Raw genomic sequence first — 26,234 nt, 5'->3', positions numbered from 1 at the left:
CCTCCCTTAGCGTTGGAACGGATAGATAGAGCCGAGACCGAGGATCGACGTCAACGAATCCAACGCCTCACGCCCTTCGCGCAGCAGCGCCGGATCGGCCAGGTCATCCTGCGTCAGACGATCGCGGTAATGGCGATCCACCCATTCGTTCAGCGTCGTAAACAGCCGATCGTTCATCATCACGCGCGGATTCACCGCCCGCAGCTCTTGCTCATTGAGCGCCACCCGCAGGCGCAGACAGGCCGGGCCGCCGCCGTTACGCATGCTTTCGCGCAGATCAAACACGCGGATCTCATCGATCGGGCCGCCGCCGCCAACCATGTCGTTCAGATAACGCCAGACGCCGGCATGCTGGCGCGACTCCTCCGGCACCACGATCATCATCTTGCCGTTCGGCTTGGTGAGAATTTGGCTGTTGAACAGATAGGTCGCCACCGCGTCCGCTACCGACACGCGCTCCGTCGGCACTTCGATCGCCACCAGTTCGCTGTCCAGCGTCGCCATCTTGCGGCGCACTTCATCCAGCGCCTGTTGCTGGCGATAAAACGCCTGCTGGTGGTGGAACAGCACGTTCTGGTTGCTGACCGCAATCACGTCGTTATGGAACACGCCCTGATCGATCACCGCCGGGTTTTGCTGCACGAAGACCGTATGCCGCTCGTCCAACTGGTGCAAACGCGCGATCGCCTCACCGGCTTCGCGCGTCTGGCGCGCAGGGTAACGCGCCGGCGCCGTTTCGCCGCCAAACTCCTGACGACCGTAAACGAACACCTGCACGCTGCGCTTGGCGTAGTCGCCGCCCAGACGGTTATGGTTAGCCGCCCCTTCGTCGCCGAACAACGCCACCTGCGGCAGCGCCTCGTGGTGGGCGAAATGCCGATCATCGTTGAACATCGCCCGCAATACGTCGGTGGTGGTTTCCGCTTCGATGGCGCGGTGGAATTTGTTGTTCAGGTTGGCGGCGGTGAAATGCACCTTACCGTCGGCGCTGTCCGCCGAAGGCGACACCGTGGCCGCATTGGCGGTCCACATGCACGACGCCGAGCTGAGCGCCGACAGCAGGCGCGGCGATTGACGCATCGCCTGCGCCAGCACCGCCTCATCGCTGCCGCTGAAGCCCAGACGCCGCAGCATCGGCAAATGCGGCCGCTCCTGCGGCGGCAATACCCCTTGCTGGAAACCGAGATCGGCCAGCGCCTTCATTTTCAGCAACCCTTGTTTCGCCGCCAGCTTCGGGTTCGACACGCTGTTTTGATGCTGCGTCGAGGCCTCGTTGCCGAACGACAGCCCGGCATAGTGGTGCGTCGGCCCCACCAAACCGTCGAAATTGACTTCATATCCTGACATGGCTATCCCCTGGGGATGGCCTGCGGCGGCGCCACAGCACCGCCGCAGACGATTAACGGAACGACAAGCCCGGCGACAGCGTTGCCGGCAGCGACAGGCTTTCACTTTCCAGCGAAGCCATCGGCCAGGCGCAATAGTCCGCCGCATAGAAGGCGCTTGGGCGATGGTTGCCGGAGGCCCCCACGCCGCCGAACGGCGCCGCGCTGGACGCCCCGGTCAGCGGCTTGTTCCAGTTGACGATGCCGGCGCGCGCTTCCAACAGCAGCCGCTCGAACAGTTCGCGCTGCGGCGAGACCAGCCCCACCGACAGGCCGTAGCGCGTCTGGTTGGCGAGCCGCAGGGCCTCGTCGAAATCGCGGTAACGCACAATGGTGGTCAACGGCCCGAAATACTCTTCGTCCGGTACGCCGGCCACGCCGGTCAGATCGATGATCCCCGGGCTGAGCAGTGAGCTGCCCGGCTCCAGCAGGCGCAGGGTCAGCAGCGATTTGCCGCCCAGCGCCAGCAAGCGCTGCTGCGCTTTCAGCATGTTTTCCGCCGCGGCGGACGACACCACGCCGCCCATAAACGGCTGTGGTTCGGCATCCCAACGGCCGACGCGCAGTTCACCCGCCACCTGAACCAAACGCGCGATGAAGGCGTCGCCTTCCGCTCCCTGCTTCACCAGAATGCGGCGTGAACAGGTGCAGCGTTGGCCGGCGGAGATAAACGCCGACTGGATAGCCAGGTTGACCGCCGCATCGCGATCCTCGAAACCATCGACGATCAGGGCGTTGTTGCCGCCCATTTCCAGCGCCAGGATCTTCTCCGGCTGTCCCGCCAATTGGCGGTGCAGATGGTAGCCGGTCCCGGCGCTGCCGGTGAACAACAACCCGTCGATATCCGCACTGGCCGCCAGCGCTTCGCCGGTTTCGCGGCCGCCCTGCACCAGATTGATCACCCCCTCCGGCAGACCGGCTTTCAGCCACAGCTTCAGGGTCTCTTCGGCGGTCAGCGGCGTCAGTTCGCTCGGCTTGAACACCACGCAGTTCCCGGCCAGCAGCGCCGGCACGATATGGCCATTGGGCAGATGGCCGGGGAAGTTATAAGGCCCGAACACCGCCAGTACGCCGTGCGGACGATGGCGCAGCACCGAAGCGCCGTCGGCCATCGCCGTCTGGCTAAATCCGGTGCGCGTCTGATAGGCCTGCAGCGAAATGCCCACCTTGCCGATCATCGCCTGAATTTCGGTCAGCGTTTCCCAGCGCGGTTTGCCGGTCTCACGGCTGATAGTTTCCGCCAGCGACTGTTTGTGTTCTTCCAGCAAGGCGGCGAAGCGCTTCACCAGCTGTTCACGCTGCTCGAACGGCGTGCGCGCCCAGGCTGGGAAAGCGGCGCGCGCAGCTTCGCAGGCGGTGGCGACGTCATCGGCGTCAGCGGCGTTGGCGCGCCACAGCGGCTGATTGCCGACCGGGTCGGTCTTGCCGAACTCAGCGCCGCGGCCCTGCCGCCAGACGCCATTAATCAACAGAGCAGGATGGGACATCATGCTTTCTCCTGTGCAATAAGGGGGAGCACCCGCACCGGGCTGCCCTGCTCGACGCCCAGCGCCGCGGCGGTGGCGGCGTTGATATGCAGGCGGTCGTCATACAGATTGGCATTGACCAGCAGTGCGCGGTAGTTCTGATAGTTGTCGTTGGCCACCAGATGCACCGGCGCATCGGCGCGCATCGGCGTGTCATCCAGTACCACTTTCACCAGGCGGCTCTGCTTCACCGCGCGGATGTGGTCGATCTCGGCTTCCAGCGTCGGGCCGCCGTCGAAGATATCGACGTAGCCCTGATAACTCAGGCCTTCCGCTTCCAGCAGGCGGCGCGCCGGCAGGGTTTGCGGGTGCACCTCACCGATCACTTTCTGCGCATCTTCGGCCAGGAAATCGACATACAGCGGATGCTTCGGCATCAGCTCGGCGATAAACGCCTTTTGCCCGGTGCCGCTCAGGTAGTCCGCCTTGGCGAACTCGATGGAGAAGAAACGGTGACCGACGCTCTCCCAGAACGGCGAACGGCCGTTTTCATCGGAGAAACCGCGCATTTCGGCGATCAGACGCCGGGAGAAGCGTTCACGGAACGCGGCGATAAACAGGAAACGTACCTTCGACAGCAGCTTGCCGTTCTCGCCGTGACGATAGTCCGGATCGAGGAACAGCGTACACAGCTCCGAATGGCCGGTATGGTCGTTGCTGAGGAACAGCGTCGGCACCGATTTATAGACGTTCAGCTGTTTGGACGCGTGCACCTGCGTGCCGACGCGGAAGCTGTACCAGGGTTCCGCCAGGCCGACGGCCACTTCGATCGCGCAGACACCCACCGCCTGCCGGCGCTCGCTGTCTTCCAACACGAACAAATAACACTGGTCACTTTGCGGAAGTTCGCCTTGCCAGGTTTTTAACGCCCGCTCAATACGTGCCGACAGAGTATCTTCGTTTTGCGGCAGCGACGTGAGACCGATACCGGATTTGCCAGCCAACGTCAGCAAATCTGCCAGATCGCGGCGCTCTATAGGGCGAATAATCATCATAATGCGAACCTCTTCTGAATCAGGCTGCGCCGGTGAAGGCGCAGCCCGCTGATTAGCTGCAAATGCGCGCCACGGCGCGCGCGAATCGCGCCAGCCCCTCTTTCACATCCTGTTCAGGGATGATCAACGACGGCGTGAAACGCACCACGTCCGGTCCGGCGATCAGCGCAATGACGCCTTCTTCGTTGGCCAGTTGGGTGATCTGCTTCGCTTTGCCGGCATAGTCTTTCTTCAGTTGGCAGCCGATCAGCAAACCGCCGCCGCGAATCTCGGCGAAGATCGGATACTGGCGGTTAATGTCGTTCAACCCATCGATAAACCACTGGTGCCGCTGTTTGACGCCTGCCAGCACTTCCGGGGTGTTGATGATGGAGAACACCTCTCCCGCCACCGCCGTCGCCAGCGGGTTGCCGCCGTAGGTGGTGCCGTGGGTGCCGACGCCCAGCGTTTTCGCCAGGGCGTCGGTGGTCAGCATGGCGCCGATCGGGAAGCCGCCGCCCAACGCTTTGGCGGTGGTCAGCACGTCCGGCACCACGCCGTACTGCATGTAGGCATACAGGTGGCCGGTGCGGCCGACGCCGGTCTGCACTTCGTCAAAGATCAGCAGCGCGTTATGGCGATCGCACAGCTCGCGCAACCCCTGCAGGAAGCTGGCCTCCGCCGGCAGCACGCCGCCTTCACCCTGGATAGGCTCGACGATCACCGCGCAGGTGCGATCGTTGATAAGCTCGGCCGCCGCCGCCAGATCGTTATACGGCGTGTGGGTGATGCCGCCCGGCAGCGGCGCAAAGTCCTGCGAATACTTCGGCTGACCGCCGGCGGAGACGGTGAACAGCGTGCGGCCGTGGAACGCGTTGTTGAAGGCCACGATCTGATCTTTGCCGGCGCCGTGCTGGTCGTGCGCGTGTTTGCGCGCCAGCTTCAGCGCCGCTTCATTGGCTTCGGCGCCCGAGTTACAGAAAAACACCTTGTCGGCGAAGGTGGCGTCGATCAGCTTTTTGGCCAGACGCAGCACCGGTTCGTTGGTATAGCCATTGCCCAGATGCCACAGTTTGCCCGCCTGCTCCACCAGCGCCGCCTTGACCGCCGGGTGCGCATGGCCCAACGCGTTAACCGCGATGCCGCCGGCGAAATCGATGTAAGACTTACCCTGTTGATCCCACACCTGCGAGCCTTCTCCCCGCACCAGAATAAAATCGGCAGGGGCATAAACCGGGACCATCCAGTCATCGAAAGACTGGCGGGTAACTGCGATTGGCTGTTCCATAGTGACCTCATAATCTCAGCAAAGGCTGAATTTTGACTGTAAGGGCCGCACAAGCCCGGCTAGGCCGCCACAATGCAAAAAAAACGCTGTTCAAAACCGACTTTCCCCGCGGAGAAAATGCTGCCTTTCACCGCTGTTTTAGAAACAAATCTGTTACATAAAATCGGTTTTTCACTATTTATGGCGTATATCCGGTCCCTGAGCGGGGAGTAAATGTTAACGAGCAGTTAAAATACATGTCGTTTGATAAAGAGTGTAGAGCAGCTATCGTGCCAAAACGGGATTTTTGCCGGATTTTGCTATTTTTTACGTTAAAACAACGGCTTATAATGCATATCCATTCATTTTTTATGCATTGGTAATGCATAAATTAAAAAATAAGGCCTAAAATCATCATTGCCCGCGAAATCCTATTCAATTACGAAAAACTTCAGGATTTCTGATCGGGCTCGCAAAAATAATTTCATCCGATTTGCTCGTCATCACACTTTTTGCCCCAATCCGGTGCAGCGGTGCGCCAGGATCGTGCAATGCGGCGGCGAAGCGCCTATGCCCGACTGCCGCGGCTCTCGCTTTATGCGCCAACGACTACACTGTGATTCTGATCGCACCTTTTCTTCTTCCGCGCACAAGGAGTCACCATGTCCAAGAAAACCGTCGACCTCGGTCGGCCGCTCCCCCTGCATGACATCCGTACCTTTCTCGACGCGCTGAATGCCGCCGGCGGCAAACCCATGGAACACATGAAGCCCAAAGAGGCACGCAGGGTTTTGGAAGACGCGCAGCGCAGCGCCGAGGTGCCGCTGCGTGAGGTCGAGATCAGCGAGAAAAGCATTCATGTAGAGGGGCAGGATATTTTGCTGCAGCTGGTGCGGCCGGCCAGGGTCAAGGAAAAGCTGCCGGTCTTCATGTTCTTTCACGGCGGTGGTTGGGTGCTGGGCGATTTCCCCACCCACGAACGCCTGGTGCGCGATCTGGTGCACAGCTCCGGGGCGGCGGCAGTGTTCGTCAACTACCCCCGTTCGCCCGAAGCGCGATACCCTGAGGCGATCAACCTGGCTTACGCCGCCACGGAATGGGTGGCCGAGTACGGTGAAAAGATCAACGTCGACGGCTCACGGCTGGCGGTGGTCGGCAACAGCGTCGGCGGCAACATGGCGGCGGTGGTCAGCCTGATGGCCAAAGAGAAAGGCATACCGGCGCTGCGTTGCCAGATCCTGCTATGGCCCGTCACGCACGCCCAGTTTGATACCGACTCCTATCATCAGTTCGCCGAAGGCCATTTCCTGACCCGCAACATGATGAAGTGGTTTTGGGACAGCTATGCGCCCGATAAGGCGCAGCGCAAGGAAATCTACGCCTCGCCGCTCAACGCCACGGTGGAACAGCTGCAGGGGTTGCCGCCGGCGCTGGTGCAGACCGCCGAGCTGGACGTGTTGCGCGATGAGGGCGAGGCCTACGCGCGCCTGCTCGACGCCGCCGGGGTCGAGGTCACTTCCACCCGCTACAACGGATTGATCCACGACTACGGTCTGTTGAACCCGCTCGCCCATGTCCCGGCGGTGCATTCGGCGATCCACCAGGCCGGGCGCGCGCTGAAGCATTACCTGTCCTGATGCTAACCGACAAGGTGACAGGCCACCTGATGGCCGGGCGCCACGCTGCGCAGGTGCGGCGCCTGTTCACGGCACTGCGCCGTAGCCTGCGGGCAGCGAGGGTGGAAACGGCAGCCGCGCGGCGGGTTGGCGGGATTGGGCGGTTCACCGCTTGCCACCTGCGTCGGTAAGCGTTGCGTATCCAGCGTCGGCACCGCCGCCAACAGGGCCTGCGTATAGGGATGCAGCGGTTGGCGAAACAGCGCATCGCGGTCGGCGCTCTCGACAATCTGCCCCAGATACATCACCGCCACGTCCTGGCACAGATGCTCCACCACACCGAGATCGTGCGAAATAAACAGCAGCGTCACCCCCTGCCGTTCCTGCAAATCGGAAAACAGATTGATGATCTGCGCCTGAATCGACACGTCGAGCGCCGATATCGGTTCGTCGGCGACGATAAACTCCGGCTGCAGGATCAGCGCGCGCGCGATGCCGATGCGCTGCCGCTGGCCGCCGGAAAACTCATGCGGAAACCGCCCGTAATGCTGTGGAGACAGCCCGCAGATCGCCAGAGTGTCGAGCACCCGCTCGCGCAGTTCTGCCTTACTCGCCAGACCGTGCTGCAACAGCGCTTCGCCGATGGCGTCGCCCACGCGCAGGCGCGGATTCAGCGAACTGTACGGGTCCTGAAACACCAGCTGCATTTTCGGCCGCAGCGCGCGCAGCGCCTCTTTGCTCAGGCTATCCAGCGCCTGCCCGTTAAACCGCACCTCGCCGGCGGTTTTGTCGTGCAGGCCGAGCAAGGTACGGCCGACGGTGGTTTTACCGCTGCCGGACTCGCCCACCAGCCCGAAAATGCGGCCCTTGCGAATGCTGAAGCTGACGTCGTCCACCGCCTTCAACTGGCCGGTGGTACGCCCGAACAGCCCGTCGCGCAGCGGGAAATATTTCTTCAATCCCTTCACTTCCACCAAAGGTTCAGTCGACATGCGGGCGCCCTCCGGCGTTGAGAAAACAGGCGGACTGGCGCTGCCGGGAGCCGTACAGCGGAGGAATGCCGTCGCGGCAGCGCGCGGTGGCCTGTGCACAGCGTTCGGCGAAAGCGCAATGCTCAGGCAGCCGCGCCAGATCCGGTACCTGGCCGGGAATGGAATATAAGCGATGACGCCGCTGCCCCGGCGACGGCCGCGAGGCGATCAGCCCCTGCGTGTAGGGATGCTGCGGTTCGGCCAACACTTCCCGCGTCGTTCCCTGTTCGACAACGCGCCCGGCGTACATCACCGCCAGCCGATCCGCCATTTGGGCGATCACCCCAAGATCGTGGGTGATCAAGATCATCGCCATATTGTGTCGCCGGCTCTGTTCGCGCAGCAGCGCCAGGATCTGCGCCTGTACCGTAACATCGAGCGCCGTGGTCGGCTCATCGGCGATCAACAGCGCCGGGCGGCACCCGATCGCCATGGCGATCATCACGCGCTGCAGCATGCCGCCGGACAGTTGATGCGGATAACAGCCCATCAGCGCCTCCGCACGCGCCAGCCCCACTTCCGCCAGCAACTGAATCGCCTGCCGCCAGGCCGTTTTCGGCGACAGCAGCCGGTGACGTATCAGCGGCTCCACCAGCTGTTCGCCGAGCGTCAGCACCGGATTGAGCGCGCTCATCGGTTCCTGAAAGATCATCGCCAACCGGTTGCCGCGCAGATCCGCCATGTTTGATGCCCGCAGCGACAGCAGGTTTTGCCCTTCGAAGCGGATTTCACCGCCGTCTACCTGCGCCAACGGCTGCGGCAACAGCCCCATCAACGCCATGGCGGTCACGCTTTTGCCGCAGCCCGATTCGCCGACGATCCCCAGCGTTTGCCCGGCATGCAGTTCAAGGCTAACCTGCTGCACCGCCCGCACCGGCCCTTGCTCCCCCTGAAACGACACCGACAATCGATCGAACGCCAGCAGCGGTTGACTCATCGTTTTACCCCGTTCATTTTCGGATCGAGCGCGTCCCGCAGGCCGTCGCCCAAAATATTGATCGCCACCACGGTGACGAAGATCGCCAGCCCCGGCGGCATCCACAGCCAGGGGCGGCGCTGAAAATCGATCAGGCTATTGGCAGCGTCCATCATGTTGCCCCACGACGGCGTCGGCGGCACCACACCCAGCCCGAGGTAGCTCAGCGCCGATTCGCTGAGGATGGCATTGGCCACCGCCATGGTGGCCACCACCACCAGAATCGGCACGGTGTTGGGCAGCAGATGACCAAACAGCCGCCGCCGGGTGGAGAGCCCCAGCACTTCGGTGGCCAGCATGAAATCCCGTTCGCGCAGCGACAGGATCTGGCCGCGCACCAGCCGCGCCAATGACGGCCAACCCAGCAGGCTCAGCATGATCATCACCATGTAGATGCGGTAGTCCGGCGAGACGTCGAGCTCGGTCAGCATCGCCCCCATGATGATCAGCAGCGGCAGGCCGGGGATGGTCATCAGCAGATCGGCGAAACGCATGATCAGCCGATCCGCCACGCCCCCCAGATAACCGGCGAGCGCTCCCAGCACATAGCCCAGCGTCACCGACAACAGCATCGACACCAGGCCGATAGTCAGCGATATTCGCCCCGCCAGCAGCAGCCGGGTGCAGATATCGCGGCCGAGAAAGTCGGTGCCCAACCAGTGCGCACCGCTCGGTGCCTGATTGATATTCAGCATATCGCCGGCGTCGTCGCGCCACGGCGACAGCGGCGGCCCAATCAGGCACAGCAACGCCAGCAGCACCAGCAACGCCAGCGAAATCATCGCCGGCCGGTGGCGGCGCAGACGTCGCCAGGCCTGCGCGGCGGGCGGCGGCGACAGCTGAGCCAGCACCGGCAGCTGCGCCTGTCGCCAGCGGCGACGGCGGCCGAAAAACAGAGTAACCAACATCGTATTACCTCAAGCGAATGCGCGGATCGGCGTAGGCGTACAGAATGTCCGCCAGCAGGTTGCCGAGAATGGTCAAGGCGGCCAGAAACAGCGTAAACCCCATCAATACCGGGTAGTCGCGCGCCGCCAGCGAATCGATATGAATATGCCCGGCCCCCGGCCAGTTGAAGATTTTTTCGGTGATCAGCGCGCCGGAGAACAATCCCGGCAGCTCGAACCCCAGCAGGGTGATGATCGGCAACAGCGCATTGCGCAGCGCGTGTTTGAGGATCACCGTTTTCTCCCTGAGCCCCTTGGCGCGCGCGGTGCGGATATAGTCCATGCGGATCACCTCCAGCATGCTGGCGCGGAAATAGCGCGTCAGGCTGCCGGCCTGCAGCATCACCAGCGCCAGCACCGGCAACAGCAGATGCGCCGCCACCTCCAGTGCCCAGGCCAGCCCGCTCGCCTCACTGCCGGTGCGCAACATACCGCCCGCCGGCAGCCAGTGCAGATCGACGGCGAACCATTTGATCAGCAACAGGCAAAGAAAAAAGGTCGGAAACGACATGGCGGCGAACACCGCCACGGTGATCAGATGATCGAACAGCGAATAGGGTTTCATCGCCGAGACCACCCCCACCGCCAGCGCGATGCCCCAATACAGCACCATCGCCACCGCCGCCAGCAGGAACGAATTCCAGATGTATTGATTCAGCAGCGTGCTGACCGGGATCTGGTACTGCAGCGAAAAGCCGAGGTCGCCCTGCATCAATCGGCCAAGCCAGTGCAGGTAACGGCTGAACAGCGGCTGATCCAACCCGTACAGTGCCCGCAGCTCGGCGGCGCGTTGCGCGGTCAGGTTGATGTTGCCATCGATAAAGTCGCCGGGTGCCAGGGCGAAGATGCAAAAAATCAGCAATGAAGCCAACAGCAGCATCGGGATAGTCTGCAACAGACGGCGCAGAATAAAGTTTCTCATTGCGGTTTCCATCGCCGCCGCCCGAAGTGGCGCAGCGGCTTCAGGGCGTTACGGCGCCGGTTTGACGTTCGGCAGGCTGCCGACCAAGCCGTTGTAGATATCCGGTTTAAAGCCGGTGACGCGCGCGCTGCTGGCGCTCAAGATTTCGCGATTGCCCAGCAAGATCACCGGCGGATCGTCCGCCAACACCTGATACAGCTGATGGTACAGCGGTTTGCGCTGCGCGATGTCCAGCGTGGCGTTGGCCCTGGCGATCAGTGCATCCACCTGCGGGTTGTGATACCCGGTCTGGCTCTCGCGGCTGATGAAATCGCGCACGCCGTCGTGCGGATCGTTCAACGTACTGGTGCTGAGGGACGCCAGGTCATAATTGCCCGCCTTGCGCTGCGCCAGCAGCGCGTTGAAATCCAATACCTGCGGTTTCAGCACCACGCCGAGCCGGCGGTAGTTGTCCTTGGCGATCGGCACCAACGCATCGTTGATCAGTTTTTTGGTCACCAACAGCGTCAGCTCCAGCTTTTTACCGTCTTTTTGCCGAATGCCATCCGCCCCCACTCGCCAACCGGCCTCGTCCAACAGCTTACCGGCCTTATCGAGATCGTAAGCGTAGGGATTGATGCCGTTCGCGTCATAGGCCCAGGAGATCGGCGAGATTGGCTGGTTGGCGACCTTGCCGTACCCCTGGTATACCACGGCGATCAGCCTCTGCCGATCCAGACCGTAGATCAGCGCCTGGCGCACCCGTTTGTCCTGCAGCGCCGGGCGCCGGAGGTTGAAGTCGACGCGGCTGTAATCGCTCGAACTGTAGAGGTTGATATTGGCGAAGCCGAGCAGCTTCAGCTGTTCGATATCGTCAGGCTTGGCGGTAAAGGCGTCGTAGTCGGTCTCGCCGGTCTGGAACAGCTGGAAGTTGGTAGCCGGGTTGGTCAAGCGATAGATAAAGCGCGCCATCGGCGGCGGGCCAAGGTAGAAGTTCGGGTTGGCGTGGAAGCGAATCTCTTGCCCCGGCACATACCTGTCGTAAATGTAGGGGCCGTTGCCGAGCGGCTTGCCGTTGAAGGCGCGCACGCCGTCGAGCTTGCCGCGCTGATAGTCTTTGCCGTAGTAAGCACGAGACAGCACCGGCCCGCCGATCAACTGTAAGGTGGTCGCGCCCGGTTGCGTGGTGACGATCTGAATGGTGCGATCGTCGATCACCTTCAGCCCGCTAATGCTGGCCGCGGTGCCGTTTTTATAGTCGGCGCCGCCCTGAATGTGAGCCGGCGTGATATCGGTATCGCCGTCATAGGCCGGGTCGTGCAGCAGCGTCAGGGTAAAGGCGATATCGTCGGCCTTCAACGGCGAACCGTCGCTGTAGACCAGGTTCGGCCGCAGCTTGATGGTGTAGGTCAAATTATCGGGGCTGACCTGCCAGGACTCAGCCAGGCGTCCTTCCGGCTTGCCCTGGCTGTCCAGGCCGATCAGGCGGCTGAAGATCACGTCGGTCACGTTTTCGTCCCAGCCGTTGGTGAACAGATACGGGTTGAAAATCCCCTGCGGCTCCGAGATGCCCGCCACAACGGTGTCTTTGCGCAGTTTGGCGGCGGCCGGCACCCGAGCGGCGTCGCTGGCCGGCGTGATGCCTTCGGCCAGCGTTTCCGCCTGAACGCCGGCGCTCAGCCCCAGCGCGCAGACCAACGCCAGCGGCGTCAGCCGATAACGCAACAGTTTGTTTAGTTTATTTTTTATTCCACTCACCCACTGCCCCTTGTCTTCCCGTTGATAAAAATGTGACAAAATTTATCGCAGAGTAATGGGCGGCTGGAGGGCTGTCTAACAACGAAACCGGCATTCCATTGCCGAAAAAAGCATTATGAATTTTTCTGGGGCGAACCGTCGTGCCAAACGCGGTTCAACCGGTCGCCGCCAGCCCCCGGATAAGTTTGGCTAAGGTTTTTATCGCCTCTTCAAACCGGTCGTTCCATTCAAACGAGGCGTTGAGACGGAAGCAGTGATTGAAATGGTCTCCGGTGGTGAACATGCGCCCCGGCGCGATGCTGATACCCCGAGAAAGAGCGCGCCGGTACAGTTCCATCGACGACAGCGCCGGATCCAGCTCCAGCCACAGAAAATAACCGCCGTCAGGCTGGCTGACTTTCACCGTCGGCGGAAAATGGTGGGCGATCGCCTGACGCATGGCGCTTTGGCGCTGCGCCAGCAGGCGACGCAACCGCCGCAGGTGGGTATCGTAGCCGCCGTGCAACAGATAATCCGCCAGCGCCATCTGGGTCGGCACGCTAGTGGAAACGGTGCTCATCAGTTGCAAACGCTGGATCTGTTGCGCGTAACGCCCCGCCGCCACCCAGCCAACGCGAAAGCCTGGCGCCAAACATTTGGAAAACGACGAACAGTGCAGGATCTGGCCACCGCTGTCGAGCGCCTTGGCCGGCAGCGGCCGTTCGGCGCTGAAATAGAGTTCCCCGTAGACATCGTCTTCGATCAGCGAGATCTGCCGCTCGCGCAGCAGCGCCACCAGACGCTGTTTGTTGGCCTCCGGCAAGGTGGCGCCCTGCGGGTTTTGGAAATGGGTCATCAGCCAGCAGGCCTTGATCGGATACTGTTCCACCGCCTGCTGCAACGCATCCAGATCGATGCCGTCCTGCGGATGGGTGGCGATCGCCACCGCCTTCAGTCGCAACCGCTCCAGCGCCTGCAGCGCGCCGTAAAACGCCGGCGACTCGATCGCCACATAGTCACCCGGCTGGGTCACCGCCTGCAGACTGAGACTGAGCGACTCCATCGCCCCGGCGGTGATGACGATCTCGTCCGGCGCCACCTGCATGCCGCTCAGCGCATAGCGCTGGGCGATATGCCGCCGCAGCGCGTCGTTGCCCGGCGGCAGGTTGGCCAGCGAGCTGTGCGGCGTGAACTTGCGCGCCACGCTGCTCAGCGCCCGCGCCAGCTTCGGCTGCGCGAACAGCGTGGCGTCGGGAAACGCCGAACCGAAAGGCACGATGTCCGGGTCCTTGCAGGCCTGCAGCACGTCGAAGATAAAGGCGTTGATGTCCACCTGCTCGCTCAGCACCAGCTTCTCGCCGCGCGAAGGCTGCGGCAACGGCTGCGGGCGCGCCGCCACATAATAGCCCGACTGCGGCCGGGCGACGATCCATCCCTGGCTCTCCAACAGCTGGTAAGACTGCACCACCGTCATCAGGCTCAGCCCGGCGCGTTTGCCGCTTTCGCGCAGCGAAGGCAGCTTGTCGCCCGCCCGCCACACCCGGTTCTGGATCTGTTCTCTAATCTGCTGCGCAAGCTGTTCGTATCGGGTCATAGCTCTTAACTGTTATATGAAAAAGTAAAATAACTGTCACTATTATAGTCACTGTACTTCGTGATTAACTTCACGCCAAGCTTTTCACATAAAAATGACAGCTATACTCAAGAGGTTAATTTATGTTCAACCCTAGGAGGCGCCATGCTGGGTCTTGATGCACTGGAACTCGCCAGAATACAGTTCGCCTTCACCGTGTCTTTCCATATCATCTTCCCCGCCATCACCATCGGTTTAGCCAGCTATCTGGCGGTGCTGGAGGGATTATGGTTGAAAACGCACAATGAAGCCTATCGTGAGCTTTACCATTTCTGGTCAAAGATTTTCGCCGTTAACTTCGGCATGGGCGTGGTTTCCGGGTTGGTGATGGCCTACCAGTTCGGCACCAACTGGAGCTTCTTCTCCGAGTTCGCCGGCAGCATTACCGGGCCGCTGCTGACCTACGAAGTACTGACCGCCTTCTTCCTCGAAGCCGGTTTCCTCGGTGTGATGCTGTTCGGCTGGAACCGCGTCGGCCCAGGGCTGCACTTCTTCGCTACCTGTATGGTGGCACTCGGCACGCTGATCTCCACCTTCTGGATCCTGGCCTCTAACAGCTGGATGCAAACCCCGCAGGGACACGAAATTATCAACGGCCAGGTGGTGCCGGTCGACTGGCTGAAGGTGATATTCAACCCGTCCTTCCCGTATCGCCTGCTGCACATGTCCACCGCCGCCTTCCTCTCCTCGGCGTTCTTCGTCGGCGCTTCCGCCGCCTGGCACCTGCTGCGCGGCCGCGATACGCCGGCGATGCGCAAGATGCTGTCGATGGCGATGTGGATGGCGCTGATCGTCGCGCCGGTGCAGGCGCTGATCGGCGATGCGCACGGCCTGAATACGCTGAAACACCAGCCGGCGAAGATCGCCGCCATCGAAGGCCACTGGGAAAACCCGCCGGGCGAAGCTACGCCGCTGATCCTGGTCGGTTGGCCGGACATGCAGCGTGAAGAGACTCGCTTCAAGCTGGAGGTGCCTTATCTCGGCAGCCTGATCCTGACGCACAGCCTGACCGAGCAAGTGCCGGCGCTCAAATCCTTCCCGCCGGAAGATCGCCCCAACTCCACCGTGGTGTTCTGGTCGTTCCGCATCATGGTCGGGCTGGGCATGCTGATGATTCTGGCCGGGGTGTGGAGCCTGTGGCTGCGCTGGCGCGGCGGGCTGTATCAGTCGCGTCCGTTCCTGTACTTCATTCTGTGGATGGGCCCGTCCGGGCTGCTGGCGCTGCTCGCGGGTTGGTTCACCACCGAGATCGGCCGCCAGCCCTGGGTGGTATATGGCCTGCTGCGCACCAAGGATGCGGTCTCCGCGCACGGCGATCTGCACATGAGCATCAGCCTGCTGGCGTTCATCATCGTCTATTGCTCGGTGTTCGGCGTGGGTTATTCCTACATGATGCGCCTGATCCGCAAAGGGCCACAGCCGCATGAGCACCAAGAAGACAATACCGAGGGCCGCCCGGCGCGTCCGCTGTCCGCGGTCAACGACACTCTGGATGACAGGAGCTGAACATGGGCATCGATCTTCCGCTGATTTGGTTTGTGATCATCGTGTTCAGCACCATGATGTACGTGGTGATGGACGGTTTCGATTTGGGCATCGGCATCCTGTTTCCGTGGGTGAAAGCGAGCGACGACCGCGATCTGATGATGAACACCGTCGCCCCGGTGTGGGACGGCAATGAGACCTGGCTGGTGCTGGGCGGCGCGGCGCTGTTCGGCGCCTTCCCGCTGGCCTACTCGGTGATCCTCGATGCGCTGGCGATCCCACTGACGCTGATGCTGATCGGGCTGATTTTCCGCGGCGTGGCCTTCGAGTTTCGCTTCAAGGCAACACCGGAGAAGCGCCATATCTGGGACAAGGCGTTCATCTGGGGCTCACTGTTCGCCACCTTCAGCCAGGGGGTGGTGGTGGGCGCCGTGATCAACGGCTTCCCGGTCGAGGGCCGCACCTATGCCGGCGGCGCGCTGGACTGGCTGACGCCGTTCGCACTGTTCTGCGGGCTGGGGCTGGTGGTGACCTACGCCCTGCTCGGTTGCACCTGGCTGGTGATGAAAACCGCCGGTGATCTGCAGGCGCGCATGTATCACCTGGCGACGCCGCTGTTGGCGATCCTGTTGCTGGTGCTGGCTGCGGTCAGTATCTGGACGCCGATCGCCCATCCGGAAATCGCCGCCCGCTGGTTTACCTTGCCGAACCTGTTCTGGCTGCTGCCGGTGCCGGTGCTGGTGCTGCTCAGCGCCTGGGGCATTCAACGCGGGGTGAAACGCGGCGCGCACTACTCGCCGTTCATGCTGACGCTGCTGCTGGTGTTCCTCGGCCTGAGCGGGCTCGGCATCAGCATCTGGCCGCACCTGATCCCGCCGGCCATCAGCCTGTGGGACGCCGCCGCACCGCCGCAGAGCCTTGGGTTTATGCTGGTAGGCGCGCTGTTTATCATCCCGATCATTCTGGTCTACACCTTCTGGAGCTACTACGTGTTCCGCGGCAAGATCAGCCATGAACACGGCTATCACTGAGGAGGGAGGACGCTATGCAAGATAAAACGGCCGCAGCCGCCCCGGCGCCCTGGTGGAAACGCATCGGTTGGCTGGTGATCATCTGGAGCGCCAGCGTGCTGGGGCTGTTCGTGGTCGCCTCACTGTTCCGCTTGCTGATGACCGCGGCGGGCATGAAGTCGCATTAACGCGGCGCCTTATCTGGCCGCGCTGTTGGGAAAGTAGAAAGAGACCACCAGCGTGACCAGCGGCAAGGCGCCAATCTTCACCAGCTCGAACACCTGATTCAGCGCTTCATTTTTGTCCCAATACGCGTGGGCGGCGAATACGCCCACGCTGACCGCAAATATCCCACACAGCACCTGACGCGCCAGGCGCAGCCGCTCCATTTCGTCGAAGACCAGCGAAGGATCCAAATACAACCTTTCAGCATCGAGCTGCGGGCGCTCATTTTGCGGCTTCATGGAAAAATCCCCACCACCACGGCGACGGCCTCCAGCCCCTCGTCGCTTTCACGCACGATACCGAGGCGGGAACCATCCTGTTTCATCCACTCACGGTCGGCAATCGTCATTAAAGCAAACGCCAGCCGTATGACGTCAGTTTTGGCCATCCCGTGACGCCGGGCGATATCGTTCAAACTGTCGTCGATTTCATTGGATAACCGAATAGGTAAACTCCGCATACCCCACCTCCTGTGGCCGTTGATTCACAGGGAGAAAGTCTACTGGAAGGGCAAATATCGTTCAATTAGTGAACTGCGTAACGTCTCGCATAACCCGCATGCAACGCTAGTGCGGCTTGCGTCCCATCGCGCTGAGGAAGCGTTGCTGCAGACGCAGCAGTTCCTCCAACTCAAGCAGCCGGTAGTCGATGCCGAAACGCGGCGCCACCTCGCCGATAATGCGGCTCAGCGCCGGGTAATGGCGGTGGCTCCAATGCGGGAACAGATGATGCGTCAAATGCAGGTTCGCCCCGCCGAGCCAGTAGCCCAGCCAGCGCGGCCGGGTCAACCAGTCGAAGGTAGTGGCGAACACATGATGATACCAGCCGTGCGGCATCGCGCCCTGCGCCGGCGCCTGGTAAAAGTTGGCCTTGGCCCAGTGGGTGCCGATGATCAACATCACGAACAGCAATGAAGAAAGCATCTGGCTCAGCAAATAGACCAGCAGGATTTGCCCGATGCCGATGGCCGGCGGCAGCAGCCAGCACGGGATCGCCAGCGCCAGCAGCAGGTGCGCCGCCTTCCCCGCCAGAAAAGCGCTCCAGCCACGCACGCCCTGCTGCGCCATGCGGGCCGCCACGCGAGTGCGGCCCGCCCGGTCCAGCCAGTCGAACAGCCAGATGTAGTACGGGAACGTCAGCGCCGCCACCAGCGGCCAATAGTAACGCTGTGCGCGCATAAAGGGCCGCCAACGCTGGAACGGCGTTTGCCGCAGCACGCCGTTGGCGTCGATGTCGGGGTCGTAATGTTCGATATTGTTATGGGCATGGTGGAACAACACATGCCGCACGCGCCAGCAGTCAGGATCCAGCCCCAGCGGCACGCTCACCAGGGCGTTCAGCCAGCGGTTGGCCCAGGGCCGACGGAAAAACGCGTTGTGTGAGGCGTCGTGCACCACATTGACCGTCAGGAACATGCCGATAAAGATAAAACCGAAGTAACAGGCGAAAAACGCCCAACCGTTCTGCTGCTGCAGGCTCAGCCCGTAACACAGACCGCACAGCGCCAGCAGCAGCGCCACCTTCGCCAGCATACCGCCGTCGGCGAAGCGGTGGTCGCCATTGGTCGCCAGATAATGCTGGGCGGCCTGCATCAGCGCGCGATGCAACCCGCTGTCGTCGCGCCGATAGGCTAACGGTCGCAGCGCTTTCATGGCTGCCCCATGCGGCGCAGGAAACGCTGTTGCTGCGCCAGCAGTTCGCGATAGCCGATGCAGCGGTACGCCATGTCGTGCCGCTGCGCCACCTCCGCCACCGCAGCGGCCAGCGCCGGGTAATGGCGGTGATTCCAGCCGGGGAACAGGTGATGCGTCAGGTGATAGTTCAAGCCGCCGGTCAGGTGCTCCAGCCAGCGCGGCTCGGGCTGCCAGTCGCAGGCGGTGGCAAAATTGTGCCGGTACCAGCCGTGCGGCATGGTCTCGCCCGTCGGCGCCGGGTAAAACTCGGCCTGCGCCCAGTGGGTGCCCAACAGCAGGAACACCACCAGCAGCGAGGCGCACATCTGGCTGAGCGCGTAGGCCAGCAGCACCCATCCCCAACCGATGCCGTGCAAATGACACAGGATCAGCGGCACAATCAGCACCAGCGCCAGATGGGCCAGCTTGCACAGCACGAACAGCGCCCAACCGGCGCGCCCGGCCAGCACGCGTTTTTCCCGCAGCGGCGTTTTATCGAGCCGATCGGACCAATCGAAAATCCAGGCGATGTAAGGCAACGAGAGCGCGGCGATCAGCGGCCAGTAAAGATGTTGATAGCGCATATGGGGCCGCCAGCGCTGGAACGGCGTCTGGCGGAAAAAGCCGTTCTCTTCGGTGTCCAGATCGTAGTGTTCGACGTTGGCGTAAACATGGTGGTAATCCACGTGCCGGGTGCGCCAATAGTCCGGATCGACGCCCAGCGGCAATGTCACCAACCGACCCACCAGGCGATTGGCCCAGGGCGCGCGCAGGAAAGCGTTGTGCGAAGCATCGTGATTGACGTTGACGTTGAGCAGCATGCCCATGGTCACGAACAGGAAATAACAGAGGAAAAACGCCCAGGGCTGATGCTGCAGCAGGCTCAGCGCGTAAAAGCCGATACACGACCCCATCAGCAGCGCGGCCTTGGCCAATCGCGCCGCATCGGCATAGCGATGATCGCCCGCCAGGCAGGCATGCGCCGCACGTTTGAGATCGCGGTGGAATGCCTGTTCGCCATCGGCGGGAAAACTCAGCGGCGGCAGTGATTCAACCATGCGGCTCCTCCACGGCGACCGACGCGGCTATGCGCCCCCAGCCCAGCGCGACACACAGGGCATGCAGCGCCACGGCGGCCATGGCGATATGCCAATAGCGCTGCGGCCAGCCGAGATAGCCGATAAACAGCAGCGGCATACCTACTGCGATCAACAACCAAAGCGCGCTCGCCCACGGCCGCCCTTCCGTCATGCCGCCCAATGCCACCGATCCCAACGCCAGCAACGCCAGCAGCGCCATTTGCGGCCAGCTGACGTCAGCGTAGCCATAGCCGTATTGGTAGACGTAACCGACCACCAATGAGAACAACAGCATGGCGCCGCTGAATACGCTGAACGCCGAACGGCGGTCGCGCGGCCGCCCGGGCGTCGGGCGCCAACCCAGCCGTAAATAACGCAGGAACGGCAGATTGCTCGCCCAGAACGGGTTGGCGGATGGCCTGTCGCCGCTGACGCCATAGCTGAACGGCGTGGTCGGCAGTGCCGGGCAGAAGGTGCCGAACAGCTTGTCCCAGAAGATAAAGCTGCCGCCGAAATTCTTATTGGAATACGCCATGTCCTTGACGTGGTGCACCCGGTGGTGCGCGGGCGTGACCAGAATGTTTTCCAGCACGCCGAGCTTCGGCGTCAGCGCGTTGTGATTAAACAGCTGGATGCTGTAATGAAAAATCGACACCGTGACGAATACCGACAGCGGCACGCCCGCCAGCGCCAGCAGCAAAAAGAACGGGATCGACGTCAACGACGAATACCAGGAGTTGCGCACCCCCAACGACAGATTGAAATGCTCGCCCTGATGGTGCACCACGTGCACCGCCCACAGCAGCCGGAAGCGGTGGTGCAGACGGTGCAGCCAGTAGAAACCGAAGTCCCACGCCAGCAAAGCGAACAGCCACATCAACAGCGGCGGCCAGGCGTCCAATAGCCCCAGACTGAAATGTGCGGCCACGTAGCCGTAGCAGGTAATTTCCAGGCCGCGGAACAGCCACAGCATGATATGGCCGGAGTTCAGGTTGAACACCAGATCGTGCCAGTTAACCGGTTCACGGCGCCCCCACTGCAACGCCACCGCCTCGGCCACCACGATGAACAGCATGAACACTATCGGCAACGCCAGATCGCTCATCCCATTTCTCCTTTAACCACGCGCCCACGCAGGGTCTGCATGCGCAGAGCCAACCAGCCGGCGAACAGCGCCAACAGCGCGCCGCCGGCCAGATCGACAAACAAATGGCGGCGCAGTTGCAGAATGGAGAACGCGATCGCCACGCCCCACAGCATCCACAGCGCCGTGCGCATTTTGCGCTCGCCGTCGCTCAGCGCCCACACCGCCAATACCGTCAACGCCATGTGCAACGAAGGCAAACAGTTTTGCGGCGAATCCACCTGGGTTAACGCCGCCAGCAGCTGCGCGCTGATCCCAACGCCATCGTTCTGCGGATAGGCCATGGTGGTCGGCCACAACAGATAAACCGCACCGGCGCCCAACGCGGTGAGCTGCATCGCCAGCGTCAGCCATTTTATCCGCTGCAGTGGCGCCAACAGATAGCCTGCCGGGACGATGAGGAAGAACGACAGATAAAGCCAGATGGCCGAGGGGCTGAACGGGATCGCCCGGTCAAGCGCCGACGGCGGCAACAGCGTTCCCGCCCCCTGCAAGCGATCGGTCAGGTTATACACGATGCCAACCGTCCCCCAGCCCAGCAGCATCTGCCACAGCCTGAACAGTGCGTTTTTCATGTCTCCTCCGCCCGGCGCACAATGCGCCGCCGTTTGCGGTCGAACTGCGGCAGCACCGCCTGCGCCGTCAACCGCCATTCCAGCCATTCGGTGGCGATGCCCTGGCGAGCGAACAGCGCGTTCAACTGCGCCTGGCAGTGCACCAATTCAGCCTGGCTGCAATCGGCGATCAGCTCCAGTCGCCGTTCGCCATGCTGGATCAGCCGGTAATCGCTGGTTAACGGCAGTGCATTGGCGATCGTCCGGCTGCAGGCATCGGCGAACACCGCCTGCGGTTGCCGCTGCGTATCGGGCAGCATCAGCTGATCGTCACGCCGCCCCTCGATGCGGGCGATCGCCCGCGTCGGTTGCCCGCACGGACAGGGCTCCTTGCGCAGCACCAGCACATCGTCCAGCCGATAGCGCACGATAGGCTGGGTACGGCGGGTAAAGTCGGTGATCAGCGGCGTGAAACGCAATTCGTCGATCCACTGCGGTTCAATATGCAAGAACTCTTCGTTCAGATGCAACGTACCGTGCGCGCAGGTGGCGGCGAGGAAACCTTCGGTAGCCTGATACACTTCGCCGACCGCCGGAAATACCTGCAACAGCAGGCGGCGATCCTGCTCTTCCAACACCTCGGCGACCGAGATCGCTTTTTTGACCGGCAGCTTCACCTGCCCGGCCAGCACCGCCAACGCCAACGCGCGCAGCACCTGCGCCGGCGCCACAATGATGCTGGGTGCCTGCCGTTCCAATGCGGGCAGATGCCCGCTGAACGGCGCCAGCAGATCGTAAAACGCCAGGCTCAGCCAACGGTTGTTCACGCTGTGATAAAGATTATTGTCCGCCCGCAGAAACAGCGCGACGCGCTCGCCGGCCAACAGCCCGTCCGGCAGCATCTTCGCCAGCATGCCGCCGGCCCACACCTGTTGTTCGCGCGGGCTGACGACAAACACGCCGCGCTGCCCGGAGGTGCCGGACGACAATCCGACGCTGTAGCGCCCGATCTTCGGCGTGAAATCGCGATCCGCCTCGCTGCGCTGCGCGCAGGCCAGCACCGCATCGCGTTGCAGCCCGGCGGTGTTCATCCGATCGAATAGCTCCATCATCAACGCCTTGTCCATCTGCGGCCATTCGGCGAACGGCCGGCGGCTGAAGCCTTGAAAATAGGGGCTCTTGCTCAGCACCCGACGGGCAAAGCCCGCGAGCTGGCGGGCCTGATGCGCCTCCAGCGCCGCACGATCGCCAAAGCGCAGGCGCCGGGCGCGGAAATAGTGCCAAAGAGTCATGAAGGGGATCACAGGTCCCCCTCGTGGCACAGCAAAATGTTGACCTGGCCGCCCGCCCACAGCTGGTTGAGCCGCTCCAGCGTGCGGGTATACGCCGCCGCGTCGTCCATCACCAGATTGGCCAAGCGCGAAGGCCCGCGCAGCGTCTGGTAACTCTGCGGCGACCAGGCGGCGTCGCTGGCCAGCAGCGTCCAACCGGCGTCGGTGAGAATAAAGGCGCCGATATGGCCGGCCGCATGCCCCGGCAACGGCACCAGCACGATCTGCCCTTCGCTGCCCGGCAGCGCATAGCCGCGCTCGAACGGTGCCAGCAGCGCGGGCAACGCCACCGAGGGAAAAGCTTCCATAAACTGCAGGTTGCTCTCGAAATCCGGCGGGATCAGGCCGGGAATAAAGGCGCGCTTCAGCGCCGCGAAACCGCGCAGATCACGGGTTTGCCGCCAGCCCTCGCCAGAACAAATAAAGTCGAGTTGACCGAAATCATGCAGCCCGGCGATGTGATCAGCGTGAAAATGCGAGACGATCAGCGTCTGAATATCCCCCTCGGCGTAACCGGCGGCGCGCAGCTGATGCGCCAACGACTCGGCGGGATCGAAATAGACCGGCGTCATTCGGCGGTAAAGGCTGAACAGCCCCGACTGCGTGTGCTGCTGAAAATAACGCGCATAGCCGGTATCCCACAGCCAGCGCCGCTCTCCCACCTCCAGCAGATAGGCGCGCGCCGGGAATTTGCACACCCGGAACCCGGCGCCGCGCAGCGCCATGCAGCCGATATGCGTGCAGTAACCCACTTCAAAAACGGTGACCTTAGCCATGCTGTATGCCTCCTTGCTGCCGCAGCCACTCGCCGGTCAGGCGAATGCCCTCCTCCATCGAGTAACGCGGCCGATAGCCCAGCTCTTCGATCGCGCGGGTCTGGCTCAGCGTCATGTCAAAATGCACCGCCGCCACGCTGTAGCGCGTCAGCAGCGGTTCCTTGCCGCTCAGCGTCGCCCACAGCTCCATGCCGCCGGCCAGCGCGTGCAGCAGCGGATAAGGCACCGCCTGCAGCCGGTAGCTCAGCCCCAGCTCCTGACGCAGCAACGCATCCAGCATCTCCGCCAACCGCTGCGGCTGGTGGTTGGTAATGTTGTAAACGGCGCCGGACGGCAACCCGCGCTGCCGGCTGGCCAGTTCCATCGCGTGCACAACGTTGGGGGCGAAGGTCAGATCCAGCAGCGCTTGCCCGCCGCCGGGCAGCCGCAGCACGCCGCGATCGCGGTCGAGCTGCTGTAACAGCCGCGGCACGATCACCCGATCGTGCGGGCCAAATAGGCCGCGCGGCCGCAGAATAATGTAGGTGGTTTGCGGATAGATTTTCGCCTGCGCCAACAGCCGCTGCTCGGCGACGTGCTTGCTGGCGGCATAGTGATTGGCGAAGCGCCGGGCACGGAAACCTTCGTCCAGATCGTAATGCGGCCGAAAATCGAAGTAGATCGCCGGCGTGGAGATATGCACGAAGCGCCGCACGCCGCAGCGCCCCGCCGCCTCCGCCAGTTTCTCCGTTGCGGCGGCGTTGATGCGGTGAAACTCCGCTTTGCCGCCCCAGGGCGAGGACTTGGCCGCGCAGTGCCACACCCACTCGCAGCCGGTCACCAACTGCCGGCACTGCTGCGGCGTGGCCTGCGCCAGATCGAGCGAGAAAAACTCGGCACCCAGTTGACGCAACGCTTCGCCGGCCCGCTCGTCGCGGCCGGTGGCGCGCACCTGATGTCCCGCCTCCAGCAGCCACTGCGCCGCGTTGCGCCCCAGCCCGCTGGTCGCCCCGGTGACCAGCACCCTCATGGCAGCAACACCATGCCGGCCAGCGCCAGCCCGGCGGCGGTGCCGATCAGCATCACCGGCCGACCGGGATTGAAGCGCCCGGTGGTCACGGCGGCATGCAGCGCCGTCGGAATCGACGCCGCCACCTGATTGCCATGATGGCGGTAGATATCCACCAGCGCCTCGCTGGAGACGTGCAGCCGCTTGCGCATATGTTCGAGCGACAGATGACTGGCCTGATGCGGCACCACGGTGGCGATCTGCGCCAGGGTCAAACCGCTGGCGCTCAACAGCCGGTCGAGGTAATCCTCAATCAGCGCCGACGCTTGGCGGAACAGCGGCTTGCCCTGCATATGAAACAGGAAGTCTTGCTCGCACATGCCGGCGCGCGGGTTGCGCCGCGTGCCGCCGGCGCGGATTTCGCACAGCTCGCTGCCGGCGGGATAGGTTTCCACCAGGCTGGCGAGGATGCCGCTGGCGCCGTCGCCGCGTTCCACGATGGCGCAGGCGGCGCCGTCGCCGAAGATCAGCGACGACTCTTCGTGCTGCCAGTCGATGCCGCGTGAAGCGAGATCGGCCGAGACGATGGCGATGCGTCGATACGTTCCGGCGTTCAACAGCCCCGCCGCCACCTGCAGCGCAGAGATAAAGCTGACACAGCTGCTGTTGATGTCGAAGCCCGGCGTGCCCGGCGCCAGCCCCGCCACCTTGAGAATATGCGCAGCGGTGCACGGCAGCGCCTGCACCGAAATCGCCGAGGCGGAGATCAGCAGGTCGATAGAGGCTGCCGGGAGGGCGCTGCGAGCCAGCGCGTCTTGCAGCGCGGCGGCGGCGAGTTCGGCCTGGCTGGCGTCGTCGGCGGCATGATAGCGGTAAACGATGCCCGAGCGTTTCTCAACGTAGCCGGCCGGTTTCCCCAGGCGGGCATCGAGCGTAGAAGAAGCCACGCGGTTGGGCGGCAACGCAGCCCCGGTGGCGATGATTTTCAGAGGCAGCGGCTCGGGTGAGCAAAATTGTGTGGTCATTATTGTTATTGATTAACCTGACTATCCATAAAGCGATTCTCCCGCACGACGCGAAGGCCACGCGGATCATCCCCGGTTTTTATATCCCAAAATGCCTTTCATCAAGGCGGTATCTCTTGTTATCGGCTACCACGGGCCGACGTCCGTCGGCGTAAGCATAAGCGTAACATGACTGAGATATTCAGTTTACGACATGGCGGGGAGAATGGGCAGACGGCGGGCGAATTATCGGAATAGCGCCGCCGCTGGCGATCAGCGGCGGCGAGGTCAGGCTCAACGGCGGTTGCGCACCAGTTGGTAACGGCGAGTCAGGTATTCCACCGGCGCACTCCAGATATGCACCAGGCGGCAGAACGGGAACAGCACGAACAGCGTCATGCCCAACACCATGTGCAGCTTGAAGATCAGCGCCACCCCTTCGAGATGCGCAGAGGCGCCGGCGTGGAAGGTCACCACCGCCTGGGCCCAGGCCACCAGCTTCATCATTTCGCTGCCGTCCATATGCTGGGCGGAGAACGGAATGGTCAGCAGGCCGAGGCACACCTGTACCACCAGCAACGTCAGGATCATGATGTCGGCGAAGCTGCTGGTAGCACGCACCCGCGGGTTGGTTAACCGGCGTTTGAGCAACAGTGCGCCGCCGATCAGCGTCATCAGGCCGCAGGCGCCGCCGGCGATCATCGCCAGCTTCTGCTTCACGTCGATCGGCAGGAAGGCCTCATACATCCAGTGCGGCGTCAGCATGCCGAGGAAGTGGCCGGCGAAGATGCCGATAATGCCGATATGAAACAGGTTGGACGCCAGGCGCATGCCCTTTTTATCCAGCATCTGGCTGGAACCGGCGCGCCAGCTGTACTGCCCGTAGTCGTAGCGCAGCCAGCTGCCGATCAGGAACACCGCACCGGCCAGATAAGGGTAGATGTCGAAGAAGAACTGATTCAAAAATTGCAT

25 protein-coding genes are annotated in these 26,234 nt (G+C 62.5%); 4 read left to right on the top strand and 21 right to left on the bottom strand.

All coding sequences use genetic code 11. The features are described 5' to 3' along the window. Window positions 1-6: 6 nt before the first annotated feature. Genes astB through ACRAWE_RS05240 form a run of 4 tightly spaced genes read right to left on the bottom strand, consistent with a single transcriptional unit; the run spans window position 7 to window position 5,173 of the window. Complete coding sequence (astB, locus tag ACRAWE_RS05255; protein WP_019452863.1) at window positions 7-1,347, bottom strand: N-succinylarginine dihydrolase; 1,341 nt, start codon at window positions 1,345-1,347, stop codon at window positions 7-9. 52 nt (window positions 1,348-1,399) lie between these two features. Continuing rightward, window positions 1,400-2,872, bottom strand: coding sequence for a succinylglutamate-semialdehyde dehydrogenase (gene astD, locus ACRAWE_RS05250; RefSeq protein ID WP_025159823.1), 1,473 nt, complete (start codon window positions 2,870-2,872; stop codon window positions 1,400-1,402). Beyond that, window positions 2,872-3,906, bottom strand: a complete 1,035-nt coding sequence (gene astA / locus ACRAWE_RS05245; protein ID WP_432525067.1) for an arginine N-succinyltransferase — start codon at window positions 3,904-3,906, stop codon at window positions 2,872-2,874. Before astA ends, astD begins: the two co-directional genes overlap by 1 nt. Before the next feature lie 52 nt (window positions 3,907-3,958). Then, window positions 3,959-5,173, bottom strand: a complete 1,215-nt coding sequence (locus ACRAWE_RS05240) for an aspartate aminotransferase family protein (RefSeq protein WP_019452865.1) — start codon at window positions 5,171-5,173, stop codon at window positions 3,959-3,961. 641 nt (window positions 5,174-5,814) lie between these two features. On the opposite strand from ACRAWE_RS05240, the gene ACRAWE_RS05235 reads away from it, so the two are divergent. Then, the gene (locus ACRAWE_RS05235) at window positions 5,815-6,789 is read left to right on the top strand and encodes an alpha/beta hydrolase (protein ID WP_063918505.1); all 975 of its coding nucleotides are present in this window, start codon (window positions 5,815-5,817) and stop codon (window positions 6,787-6,789) included. A gap of 2 nt (window positions 6,790-6,791) precedes the next feature. Here ACRAWE_RS05235 and ACRAWE_RS05230 read toward each other — a convergent pair whose 3' ends face one another. The 6 genes from ACRAWE_RS05230 to ACRAWE_RS05205 form a co-directional block, all read right to left on the bottom strand. Then, window positions 6,792-7,760, bottom strand: coding sequence for an ABC transporter ATP-binding protein (locus ACRAWE_RS05230; RefSeq protein WP_019452867.1), 969 nt, complete (start codon window positions 7,758-7,760; stop codon window positions 6,792-6,794). Then, on the bottom strand, window positions 7,750-8,736 hold the full coding sequence (locus ACRAWE_RS05225; protein ID WP_019452868.1) for an ABC transporter ATP-binding protein: 987 nt from the start codon (window positions 8,734-8,736) through the stop codon (window positions 7,750-7,752). Before ACRAWE_RS05225 ends, ACRAWE_RS05230 begins: the two co-directional genes overlap by 11 nt. Continuing rightward, window positions 8,733-9,683 (bottom strand): oligopeptide ABC transporter permease, encoded by a 951-nt coding sequence (opp4C, locus tag ACRAWE_RS05220; RefSeq protein ID WP_063918507.1) that lies wholly within the window; start codon window positions 9,681-9,683, stop codon window positions 8,733-8,735. The genes ACRAWE_RS05225 and opp4C overlap by 4 nt, the downstream gene beginning before the upstream one ends. 4 nt (window positions 9,684-9,687) lie before the next feature. Then, the gene (locus tag ACRAWE_RS05215; protein ID WP_432525066.1) at window positions 9,688-10,644 is read right to left on the bottom strand and encodes an ABC transporter permease; all 957 of its coding nucleotides are present in this window, start codon (window positions 10,642-10,644) and stop codon (window positions 9,688-9,690) included. Window positions 10,645-10,692: 48 nt separating this feature from the next. After that, a complete protein-coding gene (locus tag ACRAWE_RS05210; RefSeq protein ID WP_432525566.1) occupies window positions 10,693-12,348 on the bottom strand; it encodes an ABC transporter substrate-binding protein in 1,656 nt (551 codons plus the stop codon). 187 nt (window positions 12,349-12,535) lie between these two features. Further along, window positions 12,536-13,954, bottom strand: a complete 1,419-nt coding sequence (locus ACRAWE_RS05205; protein WP_019452872.1) for a PLP-dependent aminotransferase family protein — start codon at window positions 13,952-13,954, stop codon at window positions 12,536-12,538. Window positions 13,955-14,098: 144 nt separating this feature from the next. Between ACRAWE_RS05205 and ACRAWE_RS05200 the strand changes: the two genes are divergently transcribed. From ACRAWE_RS05200 to ACRAWE_RS05190, 3 genes are read left to right on the top strand one after another with little or no spacing between them, the layout of a single operon-like run. Further along, a complete protein-coding gene (locus ACRAWE_RS05200; protein ID WP_004934615.1) occupies window positions 14,099-15,499 on the top strand; it encodes a cytochrome ubiquinol oxidase subunit I in 1,401 nt (466 codons plus the stop codon). A 2-nt stretch (window positions 15,500-15,501) separates the two neighbouring features. Beyond that, the gene (gene cydB / locus ACRAWE_RS05195; protein WP_063918510.1) at window positions 15,502-16,509 is read left to right on the top strand and encodes a cytochrome d ubiquinol oxidase subunit II; all 1,008 of its coding nucleotides are present in this window, start codon (window positions 15,502-15,504) and stop codon (window positions 16,507-16,509) included. 14 nt (window positions 16,510-16,523) lie between these two features. Beyond that, entirely contained in the window at window positions 16,524-16,676 is a 153-nt protein-coding gene (locus tag ACRAWE_RS05190; RefSeq protein WP_004934619.1) for a DUF2474 domain-containing protein, read from the top strand. Window positions 16,677-16,685: 9 nt separating this feature from the next. Here ACRAWE_RS05190 and ACRAWE_RS05185 read toward each other — a convergent pair whose 3' ends face one another. From ACRAWE_RS05185 to narI, 11 genes are all read right to left on the bottom strand, one after another. Next, on the bottom strand, window positions 16,686-16,952 hold the full coding sequence (locus tag ACRAWE_RS05185) for a hypothetical protein (protein WP_063918511.1): 267 nt from the start codon (window positions 16,950-16,952) through the stop codon (window positions 16,686-16,688). Next, window positions 16,949-17,173, bottom strand: coding sequence for a hypothetical protein (locus ACRAWE_RS05180; protein ID WP_004934623.1), 225 nt, complete (start codon window positions 17,171-17,173; stop codon window positions 16,949-16,951). The genes ACRAWE_RS05185 and ACRAWE_RS05180 overlap by 4 nt, the downstream gene beginning before the upstream one ends. A 106-nt stretch (window positions 17,174-17,279) precedes the next feature. After that, window positions 17,280-18,365: an acyl-CoA desaturase gene (locus ACRAWE_RS05175; protein ID WP_198636572.1), complete on the bottom strand. Its 1,086-nt coding sequence runs from the start codon at window positions 18,363-18,365 to the stop codon at window positions 17,280-17,282. Beyond that, window positions 18,362-19,444, bottom strand: a complete 1,083-nt coding sequence (locus ACRAWE_RS05170) for a fatty acid desaturase family protein (protein ID WP_432525065.1) — start codon at window positions 19,442-19,444, stop codon at window positions 18,362-18,364. Before ACRAWE_RS05170 ends, ACRAWE_RS05175 begins: the two co-directional genes overlap by 4 nt. Next, window positions 19,437-20,570: a sterol desaturase family protein gene (locus ACRAWE_RS05165; RefSeq protein ID WP_432525064.1), complete on the bottom strand. Its 1,134-nt coding sequence runs from the start codon at window positions 20,568-20,570 to the stop codon at window positions 19,437-19,439. The genes ACRAWE_RS05170 and ACRAWE_RS05165 overlap by 8 nt, the downstream gene beginning before the upstream one ends. Then, window positions 20,567-21,184 (bottom strand): phosphatase PAP2 family protein, encoded by a 618-nt coding sequence (locus ACRAWE_RS05160; RefSeq protein WP_019452878.1) that lies wholly within the window; start codon window positions 21,182-21,184, stop codon window positions 20,567-20,569. Before ACRAWE_RS05160 ends, ACRAWE_RS05165 begins: the two co-directional genes overlap by 4 nt. Beyond that, the gene (locus ACRAWE_RS05155) at window positions 21,181-22,467 is read right to left on the bottom strand and encodes a F390 synthetase-related protein (protein ID WP_063918514.1); all 1,287 of its coding nucleotides are present in this window, start codon (window positions 22,465-22,467) and stop codon (window positions 21,181-21,183) included. The genes ACRAWE_RS05160 and ACRAWE_RS05155 overlap by 4 nt, the downstream gene beginning before the upstream one ends. Beyond that, a complete protein-coding gene (locus ACRAWE_RS05150) occupies window positions 22,464-23,270 on the bottom strand; it encodes an MBL fold metallo-hydrolase (protein WP_019452880.1) in 807 nt (268 codons plus the stop codon). The genes ACRAWE_RS05155 and ACRAWE_RS05150 overlap by 4 nt, the downstream gene beginning before the upstream one ends. Beyond that, on the bottom strand, window positions 23,263-24,279 hold the full coding sequence (locus tag ACRAWE_RS05145; RefSeq protein WP_019452881.1) for an NAD-dependent epimerase/dehydratase family protein: 1,017 nt from the start codon (window positions 24,277-24,279) through the stop codon (window positions 23,263-23,265). The genes ACRAWE_RS05150 and ACRAWE_RS05145 overlap by 8 nt, the downstream gene beginning before the upstream one ends. Further along, window positions 24,276-25,283 (bottom strand): 3-oxoacyl-[acyl-carrier-protein] synthase III C-terminal domain-containing protein, encoded by a 1,008-nt coding sequence (locus ACRAWE_RS05140; RefSeq protein ID WP_019452882.1) that lies wholly within the window; start codon window positions 25,281-25,283, stop codon window positions 24,276-24,278. Before ACRAWE_RS05140 ends, ACRAWE_RS05145 begins: the two co-directional genes overlap by 4 nt. Before the next feature lie 273 nt (window positions 25,284-25,556). Beyond that, window positions 25,557-26,234 (bottom strand): respiratory nitrate reductase subunit gamma, encoded by a 678-nt coding sequence (narI, locus tag ACRAWE_RS05135; protein ID WP_019452883.1) that lies wholly within the window; start codon window positions 26,232-26,234, stop codon window positions 25,557-25,559.

It is taken from the genome of Serratia sp. BFP-2025 (assembly GCF_050880365.1).
Lineage (GTDB): Bacteria > Pseudomonadota > Gammaproteobacteria > Enterobacterales > Enterobacteriaceae > Serratia > Serratia surfactantfaciens.
Note: the sequence above shows the minus strand (reverse complement) of the source record. Positions and strands in the feature narration are given on the sequence as shown.